The sequence below is a fragment of the Luteimonas suaedae genome, assembly GCF_008312895.1.
GTDB lineage: Bacteria > Pseudomonadota > Gammaproteobacteria > Xanthomonadales > Xanthomonadaceae > Luteimonas > Luteimonas suaedae.
In genome coordinates, this window is record NZ_VSSP01000001.1 from 479359 (window position 1) to 493518 (window position 14160).

At 69.1% G+C, this 14160-nt stretch carries 13 protein-coding genes and 1 tRNA gene; 9 read left to right on the top strand and 5 right to left on the bottom strand.

Annotated elements, in window-relative coordinates:
• Positions 1-208: 208 nt before the first annotated feature.
• On the bottom strand, positions 209-1177 hold the full coding sequence (gene msrP, locus FXO19_RS02100; RefSeq protein WP_149193393.1) for a protein-methionine-sulfoxide reductase catalytic subunit MsrP: 969 nt from the start codon (positions 1175-1177) through the stop codon (positions 209-211).
• A gap of 126 nt (positions 1178-1303) precedes the next feature.
• Here msrP and serC point away from each other — a divergent pair, with 126 nt between their 5' ends.
• The 4 genes from serC to aroA all read left to right on the top strand — a co-directional run bounded on the left by serC (position 1304) and on the right by aroA (position 6276).
• The gene (serC, locus tag FXO19_RS02105) at positions 1304-2389 is read left to right on the top strand and encodes a phosphoserine transaminase (protein WP_149193394.1); all 1086 of its coding nucleotides are present in this window, start codon (positions 1304-1306) and stop codon (positions 2387-2389) included.
• 114 nt (positions 2390-2503) lie between these two features.
• Positions 2504-3622, top strand: coding sequence for a prephenate dehydratase (gene pheA / locus FXO19_RS02110; protein ID WP_149193395.1), 1119 nt, complete (start codon positions 2504-2506; stop codon positions 3620-3622).
• 43 nt (positions 3623-3665) lie between these two features.
• A complete protein-coding gene (gene hisC / locus FXO19_RS02115) occupies positions 3666-4829 on the top strand; it encodes a histidinol-phosphate transaminase (RefSeq protein WP_149193396.1) in 1164 nt (387 codons plus the stop codon).
• A gap of 115 nt (positions 4830-4944) precedes the next feature.
• Positions 4945-6276, top strand: coding sequence for a 3-phosphoshikimate 1-carboxyvinyltransferase (gene aroA / locus FXO19_RS02120; protein WP_149193397.1), 1332 nt, complete (start codon positions 4945-4947; stop codon positions 6274-6276).
• Positions 6277-6319: 43 nt separating this feature from the next.
• On the opposite strand, the gene FXO19_RS02125 is transcribed toward aroA, so the two are convergent.
• Both FXO19_RS02125 and FXO19_RS02130 read right to left on the bottom strand, forming a co-directional pair.
• Positions 6320-6904 (bottom strand): energy transducer TonB, encoded by a 585-nt coding sequence (locus tag FXO19_RS02125; protein ID WP_149193398.1) that lies wholly within the window; start codon positions 6902-6904, stop codon positions 6320-6322.
• Between the two features lie 239 nt (positions 6905-7143).
• Positions 7144-7791, bottom strand: a complete 648-nt coding sequence (locus tag FXO19_RS02130; RefSeq protein ID WP_149193399.1) for an energy transducer TonB — start codon at positions 7789-7791, stop codon at positions 7144-7146.
• A 118-nt stretch (positions 7792-7909) separates the two neighbouring features.
• Here FXO19_RS02130 and serS point away from each other — a divergent pair, with 118 nt between their 5' ends.
• The gene (serS, locus tag FXO19_RS02135) at positions 7910-9199 is read left to right on the top strand and encodes a serine--tRNA ligase (protein ID WP_149193400.1); all 1290 of its coding nucleotides are present in this window, start codon (positions 7910-7912) and stop codon (positions 9197-9199) included.
• 198 nt (positions 9200-9397) lie between these two features.
• Here serS and FXO19_RS02140 read toward each other — a convergent pair whose 3' ends face one another.
• Positions 9398-9982 (bottom strand): FMN-dependent NADH-azoreductase, encoded by a 585-nt coding sequence (locus FXO19_RS02140; RefSeq protein WP_149193401.1) that lies wholly within the window; start codon positions 9980-9982, stop codon positions 9398-9400.
• A gap of 115 nt (positions 9983-10097) precedes the next feature.
• Between FXO19_RS02140 and FXO19_RS02145 the strand changes: the two genes are divergently transcribed.
• Both FXO19_RS02145 and FXO19_RS02150 read left to right on the top strand, forming a co-directional pair.
• A complete protein-coding gene (locus FXO19_RS02145; protein ID WP_149193402.1) occupies positions 10098-11114 on the top strand; it encodes a LysR family transcriptional regulator in 1017 nt (338 codons plus the stop codon).
• A 32-nt stretch (positions 11115-11146) separates the two neighbouring features.
• Positions 11147-11236 (top strand) — tRNA-Ser (locus FXO19_RS02150).
• Positions 11237-11489: 253 nt separating this feature from the next.
• Here FXO19_RS02150 and FXO19_RS02155 read toward each other — a convergent pair.
• Positions 11490-12455, bottom strand: coding sequence for a M28 family peptidase (locus FXO19_RS02155; protein ID WP_149193403.1), 966 nt, complete (start codon positions 12453-12455; stop codon positions 11490-11492).
• 46 nt (positions 12456-12501) lie between these two features.
• Here FXO19_RS02155 and FXO19_RS02160 point away from each other — a divergent pair, with 46 nt between their 5' ends.
• Together FXO19_RS02160 and FXO19_RS02165 are read left to right on the top strand one after the other, a co-directional pair.
• Positions 12502-13395 carry a ZIP family metal transporter gene (locus FXO19_RS02160; protein ID WP_149193404.1) on the top strand — a complete coding sequence of 298 codons (894 nt, stop codon included), beginning with the start codon at positions 12502-12504 and terminating at the stop codon, positions 13393-13395.
• Between the two features lie 112 nt (positions 13396-13507).
• Entirely contained in the window at positions 13508-14155 is a 648-nt protein-coding gene (locus FXO19_RS02165) for a response regulator (RefSeq protein WP_149193405.1), read from the top strand.
• Positions 14156-14160 lie beyond the last annotated feature (5 nt).

Below are 14160 nucleotides of genomic sequence, written 5' to 3' on the forward strand. Positions count from 1 at the left end.
TGCAGATGGACGCGGATAAGACCTTAGGTTTTCGACGGAGGACCTATTCCTTGCCGCTTCGATGGTGCTCAATACGCCGTCATCCCGGCGAAAGCCGGGATCCATTTTGACGTTGCAGCGAAAGCAACTGGATCCCGGCTTTCGCCGGGATGACGGCCTATGGGCATCCCGGTGATACCGCCCCCTGCCGTGGTCCACGCCGTCCAATTCAAAACCACTTCTTCAGGTCCATACCCGTGTACATCGACGCGACCTGGTCGGCGTAGCCGTTGAACATCCGCGTCTCGATGCGGTTGGCGAACAGCTTGCCGGCGCTGCCGGCGATGCGGCGTTCGGTCTTCTGGCTCCAGCGCGGATGGTCGACCTGCGGATTGACGTTGGAGAAGAAGCCGTACTCGGACGGCTGCAGGTCGTGCCAGGCGGTCTCGGGCATGCGCTCGACGAAGCGGATCGCGACGATCGACTTGATGCTCTTGAAGCCGTACTTCCACGGCACCACCAGCCGCAGCGGCGCGCCGTTCTGCTGCGGCAACGGCTTGCCGTACAGGCCGGTGGCGAGCAGGGTGAGCGGGTGCATGGCCTCGTCGATGCGCAGGCCCTCGCGGTAGGGCCAGTTGATCGAGCGGTAGCGGATGCCCGGCATCTGCTCGCGGTCGGCGAGCGTGGTGAAGGCGACGAACTTCGCCTTCGAGGTCGGCTCGAAGCGCTTGAGCACCTCGCCCAGCGGCATCCCCAGCCAGGGAATCACCATCGACCAGCCTTCCACGCAGCGCAACCGGTAGGTGCGCTCTTCCGGCGTGAACCCCTTCAACAGGTCCTCCAGCGCGACCATTCCCGGCTTCGCGCATTCGCCGCCAACCTCGACCTGCCACGGCGAGGTGCGCAGCGTCTTCGCGGCGCGCGAGGGGTCCGCCTTGCCGGTGCCGAACTCGTAGAAGTTGTTGTAGCTGGTGACGTCCTCGTAGCGGGTCAATTTCTCGTCGGTGTCGAATCCGGCCCGCACCTGCGCAGGACTGGGCGTCGGGCGCGGCGGTGGCGGCGGTTCGGCCTCGGCGCAGCCGGACAGGCCGAGCACCGGCGCGCCGGCGAAGGCGGCGAGCAGCCGGCGGCGTTCGCGATAGATGGTTTCGTCGGTAACTTCCGACGCGGGGATTCGCAGGGCATCGCGCAATGACATCGGCTGGCTCCGGTGGGGCGCTGTTGGAGATAGATACGCACGACAGGGGCAAAAGGTTACGCCGCAAATGCTTGATGCGCTGCGGCATACTAGCGGCCCCCGTGTCGATCCGAAGCGAAGCCGCCGATGTCGCGTGCCTACAATTTCAGTGCCGGTCCCGCCGCCCTGCCGGAAAGCGTGCTGCGGCAGGCGCAGGAGGAGATGCTCGAGTGGCGGGATTCCGGTGCATCGATCGTCGAACTGAGCCATCGCGGCCCCGAGTTCATGCAGGTCGCGGCCGAGGCCGAGGCCGACCTACGCGCACTGGTCGGCATCCCCGACGACTACGCGGTGCTGTTCGTGGGCGGCGGCGCGACCACGCAGCAGGCGCTGTTGCCGCTGAACTTTGCCGACGCCGGCCAGGCGGCGGACTACGTGGTCACCGGACACTGGGGCAGGACCGCGATCCGGCAGGCTGCACCCTATGTCGACCTGCGCATCGCCGCCAGCGGCGAGAACGACGGCTTCCGCAGCATTCCGGAACGGGGAGCATGGCAGTTGTCGGAAGACGCGGCCTACGTGCACATCACCGCCAACGAGACCATCCACGGGGTCGAGTTCCGCGATGTGCCCGACGTCGGCGACGTGCCGCTGTTCGCCGACTTCAGTTCCAGCATCGCCTCCGAGCCGATCGACGTGACCCGCTACGGCGTGATCTACGCCGGCGCGCAGAAGAACCTCGGGCCAGTCGGCATCGGCGTGACGATCATCCGTCGCGACCTGCTCGAGCGCGTCGGCCAGCCGCGCGCCGACATCTTCGACTACCGCCTGCAGCTGGCCAACGGTTCCATGCTCAACACGCCGCCGAGCTGGAACTGGTACATGCTCGGGCTGACGGTGAAGTGGATGCTGGCCGAGGGCGGCGTGGCGGAATTCGCGCGCCGCAGCGCGGCCAAGTCGACGCTGCTGTACGAGACCATCGACGGCTCCGGCGGCTTCTACCGCAACCAGGTTGACCCGGCCGCGCGCTCGCGCATGAACGTGCCGTTCTTCCTGCACGACGACGCGCTGGACCGGCCTTTCCTGGAAGAGGCGAGGGCCGCCGGCCTGATCTCGCTGAAGGGCCATCGCGTGCTCGGCGGCATGCGCGCGTCGATCTACAACGCGATGCCGGTGGAGGGCGTGCGCGTGCTGGCCGAGTTCATGCAGGAGTTCCGGCAGCGCCATGGATGACGCCTCCACGGGAAACGGGAAGAGGGAACGAAGCATGCATCGAGGGGATCTCTCGTTTGCCGTCATCAAGCTTTCCAACCGTTCCCCGCATCCGACCCATCCACGAGAACAGGCATGACCGCAAAAAAGAAAACCGGTAAGCCGCCGGGCAAGCCCAGCACCGACCTGTCCACGGTGCGCGACCAGATCGACGGCATCGACCGCGAGATCCAGACGCTGATCGCTGAGCGCGCGCTGTGGGCGCACCAGGTCGGCAAGGCCAAGGGCAAGCTCGCGGCGGCGGTCGACTATTACCGCCCCGAGCGCGAGGCGCAGGTGCTGCGACGGGTGGTCGACCGCAACGACGGTCCGCTGTCCGACGAGGTGCTGGTGCGCCTGTTCCGCGAGATCATGTCGGCCTGCCTGGCGCAGCAGGAACCGCTGAAGGTCGGCTACCTCGGGCCGGAAGGCACCTTCTCGCAGCAGGCGGTGCACAAGCATTTCGGCCATTCGGCCAAGGGCCTGCCGCTGGCGAGCATCGAGGAGGTGTTCGACGAGGTCGCCGCCGGCACCGCCGATTTCGGCGTGGTGCCGGTCGAGAATTCGGGGCAGGGCACGATCCAGTCCACGCTCGACCTGTTCCTGACCTCGCCGCTGAAGATCTGCGGCGAGGTCGAGCTGCGCGTGCACCAGTACCTGCTGTCGCGCACCGGGCGCATCGAGGACGTCGAGCGGGTGTATTCGCACGGCCTGTCGCTGGCGCAGTGCAAGTCGTGGCTGCGGCAACACCTGCCGAAGGTGGAGAAGCAGGCGGTGGTGAGCAATGCCGACGCCGCGCGCCGCGCCCGCAACGCCGACGACGCCGCCGCGATCGCCGGCGAGAACGCCGCCCACGTCTACGGTCTGAAAGTGGTGGCCGGGCCGATCGAGGACCGCGACGACAACACCACCCGGTTCCTGGTGCTCGGCCGCGCCTCGTTCCCGCCGTCGGGCCACGATCGCACCTCGCTGATGGTGTTCATCCGCGACCAGCCGGGCGCGCTGTACAAGATCCTCGAGCCGCTGGCGCGCGCCGGCATCAGCATGAACCGGATCGAGTCGCGCCCGGCGCACGGCGCGCTGTGGCAGTACGCGTTCTTCATCGACGTCGCCGGTCACGCCGACGAGTCGCCGCTGGAGGACGCGCTGGGTGAGATCGACGAGTTCGCCGGCGACGTGCGCGTGCTCGGTTCGTATCCGGTGGCGGTGCCTTGAAGGCCGGGATTGGTGATTCGTGATTGGGGATTCGAGATGGGCGATGGCGGCTGTGACGGAGCGTAGACAACCGGAGATGGTGGGTGAAGCGACTTTCGCCGGACTGGCGCAACCGGGCATCCGCGCGTTGAAGGCCTACGATCCGGGTCATGACCTGGTGGCGCTGCGGCGGCGCTTCGGTACGGAGCGGCTGGTCGAGCTCGGCGCCAACGAGAATCCGTACGGGCCCAGCCCTGCGGCACGGCAGGCGGCGCTGGAGGCGCTGGAGACCGCGCACCGTTATCCCGACCCGCTCGGCGGGGGATTGAAACGTGCGCTCGCGGAGCGGCTCGGCGTGGCGCCGGCGCAGCTGCTGCTGGGCAACGGCTCGCACGAGCTGCTGATGCAGTTCGCGCAGGTGTTCGCCGGCCCGGACGCGGCGGTGGCGATGTCGCAGTACGGCTTCGCTGTCTACGCGCTGGCGGCGCAGGCCGCGGGTGCGCCGCTGCAGTTCGCCCCGGCATGGGCGCCCGACGTCGCGATGCCGCGTGGGCATGCGCCGGACGCGCTGGCATCGGTGGTGTCCGCGCGCACGCGGCTGCTGTACCTGGCCAACCCCAATAACCCGACCGGCACCTGGATCGCCGCCGATGCGCTGGCGGCGCTGCTGGCACGGCTGCCGGACGAGGTGATCGTGGTGGTCGACGAGGCCTATGCCGAGTTCGCCGACGCGCCGGACTATCGTTCCGCGCTGTCGCTGCTGCCGCGCCATCGCAACCTGGTCGTCACCCGCACCTTCAGCAAGGCCTATGCGCTGGCCGGGCTGCGGGTCGGCTATGCGGTCGCCGATGCCGGGCTGGTCGCGGTGATGGAGCGATTGCGCGAGAGCTTCAACGCCAACAGCGTGGCGCTGGCCGCGGCGACGGCCGCGCTGGAGGACGAGGCGCATCTGCAGCGGGTGGTCTCTGCGAACGCGCAACAGCGGCCGCTGCTGGCCGAGGCGTTGCGCGCGCGCGGCTGTTTCGTGCATCCCTCGCAAACCAACTTCCTACTGGCGGGCTTCGGAGAAGAAGAAGCGGCAACCGCGGTCGAGGTCGGCCTGCTGCAGCGCGGCGTGGTGGTGCGGCCGATGGCCGGCTACGGCCTGCCGCAGTGCCTGCGCATCACCGTCGGCACTGCCGACGAGAACCGGCGCCTGCTGCAGGCGCTCGACGAAATACTGAAGTGAACATCTTTGGCCATGGATCAACGCGGATGAACGCGAAAAAAAGGACATCGAGCTGCCCCTTGCGCGCTCATCCGCGGCCATCCGCGGCCGAACCGCTTTCGAGGTGCGACAGGTGATGCAACAAGAACGGCAGCAGGGCTGGATCGCCACCCGCGGCAGGCCGCTGCGCGGCGAGCTGACGGTGCCGGGTGATAAATCGGTCTCGCACCGGGCGATCATGCTGGCGTCGCTGGCGGACGGCGTGTCGCGCATCGACGGATTCCTGGAAGGCGAAGACGCGCGTGCCACCGAGGCGATCTTCCGGCAGCTGGGGGTGCGCATCGAGACGCCGGAACCCGGCATGCGGGTCGTGCACGGGGTCGGCATCGATGGGCTGCAGCCTTCGCCGCAGCCGCTGGACTGCGGCAATGCCGGCACCGCGATGCGCTTGCTGGCCGGGCTGCTGGCCGGGCAGCGGTTCGATTCGGTGCTGGTCGGCGATGCTTCGCTGTCGCGGCGGCCGATGCGGCGGGTAACGGAGCCGCTGGCGCAAATGGGCGCGCGCATCGAAACCGCGCCGGACGGCCGTCCGCCTTTAAGAATCCATGCGAGTAATGGGCTGCAAGCCACTGAATTTCATCTTGAAATTGCGAGCGCACAGGTCAAGTCGGCGCTCCTGCTGGCGGGGCTCTACGCCACCGGCGAAACGGTGGTGCGCGAGCCGCAGCCCACCCGCGACTACAGCGAGCGGATGCTGGCGGCGTTCGGCTGGCCGATCGCGTTCTCGCCGGGCATCGCGCGGCTGTCCGGCGGCCACCGCCTGCGCGCCACCGATGTTTCGGTGCCGGCGGACTTCTCGTCGGCGGCATTCTTCCTGGTCGCGGCGACCCTAGTCCCGGAATCGGAGCTTTGCCTGCGCCGGGTCGGCATGAACCCGCGCCGCATCGGCTTGCTGCACGTGCTGCGGGCGATGGGCGCGGACATCGTCGAAGAGAATGCGGGCGAGCAGGGCGGCGAGCCGGTCGCCGACCTGCGGGTGCGCTCGGCGCCGCTGCGCGGCATCGCCGTGCCGCGCGAGTACGTGGCGGACATGATCGACGAGTTTCCGGCGCTGTTCGTGGCGGCCGCCTGCGCGGAAGGCACGACCACCGTGCGCGGCGCGGCCGAGCTGCGGGTCAAGGAATCGGATCGCATCGCCACCGTGGCGACCGGCTTGCGCGCGCTCGGTATCCGCGTCGACGAGACCCCGGACGGCGCCACCATCCAAGGCGGCCGGCTACGGGGCGGGGCGGTCGGCAGCCACGGTGATCATCGCGTGGCGATGGCGTTCGCGGTCGCGGCGCAATGCGCGGCGGATGCGGTGACGATCGACGACGTCGCCAACGTGGCCACCTCGTTCCCCGGCTTCGACACGCTGGCGCGCGAAGCGGGCTTTGGACTGCAAGAGACCAGCCCCTCTCTTCCGTAGGAGCGCGCCATGCGCGCTCCTACGGCGGGGGCGGCGAGCGTCGCTACTGCGTGTCCATCCGGAAATCGACCGGTACCTCCACCGTCGAAGCCACGGCCTGGCCGTTCTCCATCGCGGGATTGAATCTCCATTTGCGCACCGCCTCGCGCGCGGCACGGTCGAGGTCGCGCGAGCGGCTGCTGCGGGCGACATCGACCTCGGTGGGATTGCCCTGGGCGTCGACCTGCACGCGCAGCAGCACCGTCCCTTCCTCCTGCGCACGCAACGCGGTCGGCGGGTAGGTCGGCTCGACGCGCTCGATCGGGTCGGCCGGCCGCACGGCGGGTTCGGTGGTGCCGGCGCTGGGTTCGGGTGCGGTCGCCGCCGGCGCCTCGCGCTCGGTGGCGGGTGGCGGCGGCGTGCCGTCGCCGATGTCGGCGGGCTCGCCGATCGGCGTTTCCGGCTCGACCGGCGTGTCCGGCGTGCCGCGTTGCGCATAGAAATACCAGCCGATCGCGATCAGCGCGATCAGTACCAGGATCCAGATCAGTGGACCGGAAGACTTGCGCGGCTCCTCGGGCGGAGGCGGAGGCGGAGGCGGCGGCGGCGGCGGGGAAGACTGGTTCGGGCGGTTCATCGGATCGGACATCGTCGTACCCCTGTTCAGGATGGCGCCATGAGCGTTCCACAGCGCTTGTGGCGACCGCGTCACGATGGCGTTGACGCACGCTTAACGCATGCCGCCGCCACGGTCGGCGGTCAATCGAGGCGTGGCTGGCCCGTACCCGCCGGTTTCCGCGAGCGCGCCGAGATCCGCGGGTCGGAACACTTCCAGCAAGCCGGGCACGGATCCTCGCCCCGTCCCACATCGGACCGATCGGTCGGTCGTCAGCGTGCCGGGTTGAAGACGATCGGCACCTGAACCATGCCGGGCACCGGCTGCCCGTCGCGCAATGCGGGCTGGAACCGCCAGCGGCGCACCGCGGCGACGGCGGCGCGATCGAGCGCACGCGAGTTGCTGCCGCGGACGACTTCCACGGCCTGGGCGCTGCCGTCGGCGCCGACCCGTACCTGCAGGACCACTTCGCCCGAGTCACCGCGCCTGAGCGCCGAGGAGGGATAGCGCGGCGCCGGCGTCTCCACCGCTACGGGCGCACGCGTCGCGGCCGCCGCCGTGGCGGATGCCTCGTTTTCCACGAACCCGGGCCCGTCCCTCGACGGCTCCGGCTCGGGCGCCTGCTCGACCCATTGCGGCTGCGCGTCCGGATCCGGCTCCTCCATGCCGCTCGCACCGCCGGGGTCGGCCGGATCGGCCGGTTGCGGTGTCGGAAGCCCGCTCGCAGTCGTGTCCGCGGCCTCCGCGGGCGTGGTGACGGCGGCGGGCGCGGCCGTGCGCTCGCCGCGCTGTCCGAACCACAGCAGGCCCGACAGCAGCAGGCCGGCGGTGAAGGCGGCGGCAATGATCAACCAGGCGCGCGCGGGCAACAGGAAGCGGGGGCCGCGCCGGGGACGCCGGTCGGGATCGGGAGAAGACATCCTGCGCACCGATGGGGAGAGCCGTGAAGCATTCTGGCACAGCGGCGCGGACGCGACGGCGGCATCGAAGGCGCTCTCGGGCGATAATCGCGCGCTCCGTTCATCACGCGAACTCCTCATGCTCGATCCCAACCTGCTGCGCAACGATCCCGATGCACTTGCCCGTCGCCTGCGCGAGTCGCGCGGTTTCGTGCTCGACGCGGACGCGCTGCAGGCGCTCGAGCGCGAGCGCAAGCAGCTGCAGGTCCGCACCCAGGAGCTGCAGAACCTGCGCAACACCCGCAGCAAGGCGATCGGCCAGGCCAAGGCCAAGGGCGAGGACATCGCGCCGCTGCTGGCGGAGGTGGCCGGCTTCGGCGAGGAACTGAAGGCCAGCGAGGAGCGGCTGGATGCGCTCAGGCGCGAGCTCGACGCGATCGCGCTCGGGATGCCCAATCTGCCGGACGACAACGTGCCGGCCGGCGCGGACGAGAACGACAACGTCGAGCAGAAGCGCTGGGGCACGCCGCGTGATTTCGCCGCGGAAGGCTTCGCACCGAAGGATCACGTCGAGCTCGGCACGCGCGACGGTTGGCTCGACGGCGACGCCGCGGCCAAGCTGTCCGGCGCCCGCTTCACCGTGTTGCGCGGCCCACTGGCGCGCCTGCATCGTGCGCTGGCGCAGTTCATGCTGGACCTGCACGTCGGCGAGCACGGCTACCAGGAGACCAACGTCCCGCTGCTGGTCAACGCCGAGGCGATGACGGGCACCGGCCAGCTGCCGAAGTTCGAGGAGGACCTGTTCGCCACCGCGGTGGGAGACAGCAGGCGCTACCTGATTCCCACCGCCGAAGTCCCGCTGACCAACCTCGTCCGCGACGAGATCGTGGACGCCGAGCGCCTGCCGCTGCGCATGACCGCGCACTCGATGTGCTTCCGCGCCGAGGCCGGCAGCCACGGTCGCGACACCCGCGGCATGATCCGCCAGCACCAGTTCGAGAAGGTCGAACTGGTCGCGGCGACCCGCCCGGACGACAGCGATGCCGAGCACGAGCGCATGACCCGCTGCGCCGAGGTCGTGCTGGAGAAGCTGGGTCTGCCCTATCGCAAGGTGCTGCTGTGCAGCGGCGACATGGGCTTCGCCGCGCGCAGGACCTACGATCTGGAGGTGTGGCTGCCGTCGCAGGACGGCTATCGCGAAATCTCCTCCGTTTCCAACTGCGGTGATTTCCAGGCCCGTCGCATGCAGGCGCGCTGGCGCAATCCCGACAGCGGCAGGCCGGAACTGCTGCACACCCTCAACGGCTCGGGCGTGGCGGTCGGCCGCGCGCTGATCGCGGTGATGGAGAACTACCAGCAGGCCGACGGCGGCATCGGAATCCCGGAAGCGCTGCGGCCGTACATGGGCGGCGCCGAACGCATCGCCTGAACCCGCCGAACGTACGACCCCGTGCACGACCCCTTGTAGGAGGGGCTTCAGCCCCGACCGCGCCAGGCAGTCCTATCGGCGGCGACCGCGGTGAACCTGCCACCGCGTGCGGAGGGCAGAAACGGTAGAACGCATCTGCATCAGACCGCGCGCGCGGTCGGGGCTGAAGCCCCTCCTACAGGGGCGGCAGCTCGCGGCTCAGGCCGCCAGCCGCAGCGGGGCAGGTGTCGGGATGGATGCGCGCGCCGCGGCCAACGCCTGCTCGCGATGCTGCGCGGACAGCGCCACGCCCTCGGCGCGGACGAAATGGATGTCGTTGATGCCCAGGAAACCGAACACGAGGCGCAGGTACGGCTCGATGAAGTCGCTGGGCGCACCGGCATGCTGACCGCCGCTGCCAACCGCGACGATCACGCGCTTGCCGCCCGCCAGGCCTTCCGGCCCCTCGGAGGTGTAGCGGAAGGTCTTGCCGGCGACCGCGATCCGGTCGATCCAGGCCTTCAGCGTGGACGGAATACCGAAGTTGTACATCGGCGCTCCCAGTACGATCACGTCGGCATCGAGGAACTCCTGCAGGGCGTTTTCGGCTTCCGCCGCGGCCGCGGAGTCCTTGCCCGCCAGCGCGGCGCCGTGCAGGTGCGCGATCGGTGCGGCGTCGAGATCACGGTAGACGACGCGGGTGCTCTCGGGGCAATCGTGCCAGGGCGCGACGATGGCGGCGGTGAGGGCGCGGGTGATCGAGCCGGCCCCGGAGACGCTGGAATCGATATGCAGCAGGTTCATGGCATCTTTCCTTTCAGGTGAGCGGCGACGCCGCGACACGGCCAATCTAGGTCGTTGCCGAGGTGGGATAAACATGCTTTAATGCCACGCATCGTTCTATTCATGGGAAACGGTCATGCAGGACCTCAACGATCTCTACTATTTCGCCGTGGTCGTCGAACACGGTGGTTTCGCGGCGGCGGAGCGGGCGTTGGGCATTCCCAAGTCGCGCCTGAGCCGGCGCATCAGCCAGCTCGAGAACGACCTCGGGGTACGCCTGCTGCAGCGTTCCACGCGCCGCTTCGCCGTCACCGACGTCGGCCAGAGCGTCTACCGGCACGCGCAGTCGATGCTGGCCGAGGCCTCGGCGGCACGCGAGGTGGTCGATCGCCTCAGCGCCGAGCCGCGCGGCGTGGTGCGGGTCAGCGTGCCGGTCGGCATCGCCCAGCAGTCGATGCCCAAGCTGCTGCCGGACTTCCTGGCCAAGTACCCGCAGGTGCGGGTGCAGATGCACGTCAGCAACCGTCGCGTCGACGTCATCAACGAAGGCTTCGACGTCGCCATCCGGGTGCGCTCGAAGCTCGACGACGACGGCAGCCTGATCATGCGCAGCTTCGGCCAGATCCAGGAGCTGCTGGTCGCCAGCCCGAAGTACCTCGACCGCGCCGGCCGCCCGCGCACGCCGGACGAGCTGAAGGACCACACCACCATGACCATGGGCGAGGACGAGGTGCGGCAGCGCTGGGACCTGCAGGGCAGCGACGGCCAGGTCAGCCGGGTCGAGCTCAAGCCGCGCGTGGCCGGGTTCGACTTCCCGATGCTGATGGCGCTGGCACGGCAGGGCCTGGGCATCACCATGCTGCCGGAAACCCTGTGCGCGGACGCGGTGCGCAGCGGCGAGTTCGAGGTGGTGCTGCCGGACTGGCGCCTGCCGCAGGGCATCGCCCACGCGGTGTTCGCCTCGCGCCGCGGGCTGTTGCCGGCGGTGCGGGTGTTCATCGATCATCTCGCCGAGGCGCTGCCGCCGTTGATCGAGGAGTCCAGCCTCAACTGCAAGCACTGCGGCAAGACTCCGGAGATCGAGCAGAGCAAGCTGGCCGCGCGGCAGCGCGAAGAGGCGCCGGCGGAAACCTCACATGCGACAATCCGCTGACGCTGGCGGGCTTGTTCCGCGCATCCGGATCCGGAGAGATGGCCGAGCGGTTTAAGGCACCGGTCTTGAAAACCGGCGTGGCAGCGATGCCACCGTGGGTTCGAATCCCACTCTCTCCGCCACACCCGCAAGCGCCCCGCGAGGGGCGTTTTGCCTATAACGCGAGACTCGTCCTGGGCGCGAATCCCCACGGAGGAGGGTGGAGAAGAGCCTTTGCCGCGGATTGCACGGATGAACGCGGACAAGGCAAATCGAAGATGACGTTGAGCAATGTCGAACGTCCTCTCCCCTGCACGTGGTGGAGAGCGATTGGCGCAGTTCGATCCCTATCGCCGGTTGGGGATCTATCCGCGTTGACCGTCTCGAAAACGCACCTCAGTCGGCACGCGGCATCGCCGCGTCCCAGCGCCGCAGCGCGTCTTCGACCACATCGACTCCACGCGCCACGGCGACCGCGTCGATCTGTTCGACGGTGTCGGCGGGGGAGTGGATGACCTGCATCACCTTGGGCAGGGGGTCGGGACGCTGGCCGTCGTACATGGCGAGGATCGACGGGATCTCGTCGCCGCCAACCAGCGAGTAGGACACCGCCGGCCAGCCGGCGTCGAGGAAGGCACGGTGGTCGGTCGGCGGGTATTGCTCGCCCGGGGCGAATCCGGTTCCGGCGGCCGCGGCCGCGGCGGCGCTGTCGGCGACCAGGCGGTGGGCCGGGTCCGGCGTCATCATCCACAGCGTGTCGCCCCAGCCGAAGACGTCGAAGTTGACGTAGAGCGCAGGGCGTTCGCCGCCTTCGGCGACGTAGGCCTTGGAGCCGAGCAGGCCTGCTTCCTCCAGGTCCCAGAAGGCAACCGCGACGCGATGATGCGCGAGCGGGCGGTCGTGCAGGCGTTGTGCAAGCGCCAGGACGACCGCCGCGCCGGAGGCGTTGTCGGTGGCGCCGTCGCCCTGGTCGACGCGGTCGGCATGTGCGCCGAGCAGCAGCAAGGGCGCGTCGTCCTTGCCGCTCACGATGGCGGTCAGGTTGGTTCCGGAGCGATCGCCGCTGTCGAAGGCGGTGTCCGCCGGTGCCAAGCCGATCGCCTGCATGCGCTGCCGGATCGCGCCCAGACGGGCGACGTTGTCGCCGGCGCTCGCGATCGCGGCGACGTCCGCACGCCAGCTGTCGCCGGCGCCCGGTGCGGTGACCGTCGCGGCCGGTTGCCGGCTCCCGTCGTCGGTGGCGGAGCGGTCGCATGCGATCAGCAGCGCGAGGGCGGCGAGGGCGGCGGCGAGGTGGCGGTACGGGTCGCGCATGTTCGGATGTCCCCGGTGCAGGATGTGCAGGAAGTCGCCAGTCTGCACGATCGCGACGTGCGCCGCGATGGCCGAATGATGCGATCATTCGCGCATGCACGCACCGCACCTGCCGCCGCCCGCCACGCTGCGACGACTGCTCGGTCTGGGCATCGTGGTGCTGGGTCTGTTCGCGATGCTGCAGTCGTTCTGGCGGATGTTGCAGTCGCAGTACCCGGAGCCGGTATTCGAGGCGTTCCTGGCAGGTTCGATGGCGGCGGTCGCGACCGCGCTGGGCACGCTGCCGGTGTGGTTTTCGCAGCGCCTGTCCGACCGTGTGCTCGACAGCCTGTTCGGCTTCGGCGCCGGGGTGATGCTGGCGGCGGTGTCGTTCTCGTTGATCGTGCCGGGCATCGAGGTCGCGCGGGCCGAAGGCACCGGTCCCTGGGGCGCGGGCGCGATCGTCGGGGGCGGGATACTGCTCGGTGCCGCGGTGCTCCTGCTGGTCGAGCGCTGGGTGCCGCACGAGCATTTCATCAAGGGCGTCGAAGGCCAGCGCGCGCAGACGTTGCGCCGCAGCTGGCTGTTCGTGTTCGCGATCGTGCTGCACAACATTCCGGAAGGTTTGGCGATCGGCGTCGCCTATGCCGGATCGCACGCGGCCAACGCCAGCACGCTGGCGACCGGCATCGCGATCCAGGACATCCCGGAAGGCCTGGTGGTGGCGGTGGCGCTGATCGCCGCCGGATACCGCCGCGCCACCGCGATCACCATCGGCATGCTGTCGGGCATCGTCGAGCCCATGGCGGCGGTGTTCGCGGCGATGGTGATCGGCGTTTCCAAGCTGCTGCTGCCCTGGGGGCTCGCGTTCGCGGCGGGCGCAATGCTGTTCGTCATCAGCCACGAGATCATTCCCGAATCGCACCGCAAGGGTCATGAGGCTTCCGCCACCGGCGGCCTGATGCTTGGGTTCGTGCTGATGCTGCTGCTGGATACCGCACTGGTCTGAATGGGCGTGCGATACCACCCGGGGCGATGCCCTGGCACGCGCACGCTTGCGGGCGGGCGGCGCTGGCGCTAGCCTGCGATAGGGGATACCAGATCAAGGGGCAGGGACAAGGATGACCATCCGTATTTACATCGTGGACGACCATGCGCTCGTGCGTACGGGAATGCGCATGATTCTGGCAGGCGAATCCGACATCGAAGTGGTCGGCGAGGCCGAAAACGGCGAGACGGCACTGCCCGAGATCCGCAGGCTCAAGCCGGATGTGGTGCTGTGCGATCTGCACCTGCCCGGCGTCAGCGGACTCGAGGTGACCGAGCGCATCGTCAAGGGCGATTACGGCCCACGCGTGATCGTGGTGTCGGTGCTCGAGGACGGGCCGATGCCCAAGCGTCTGATCGAGGCCGGTGCGTCAGGCTATGTCGGCAAGGGCGGCGATGCCGGCGAACTGCTGCGCGCGGTGCGCTCGGTGTCGGCGGGCAAGCGCTACCTGTCCAGCAGCATCGCGCAGAACCTGGCGCTGTCGGGGCTCGACGGCGTCGAAAGTCCGTTCGACATGCTGTCGGCGCGCGAGCTCGAGATCGCCATGCTGCTGATGCAGGGATTGCGGCAGGAGCAGATCGCCAAGCGGCTCAGCGTGAGCGCGAAGACGATCAACACGCACAAGACGCGCATGTTCGACAAGTTGCAGATCAGCGATACGATCGCGCTGGCGCGGCTGGCCAGTCAGTACGGATTGAGCGATCCCGCGCAGACGCTGTAGGCGCC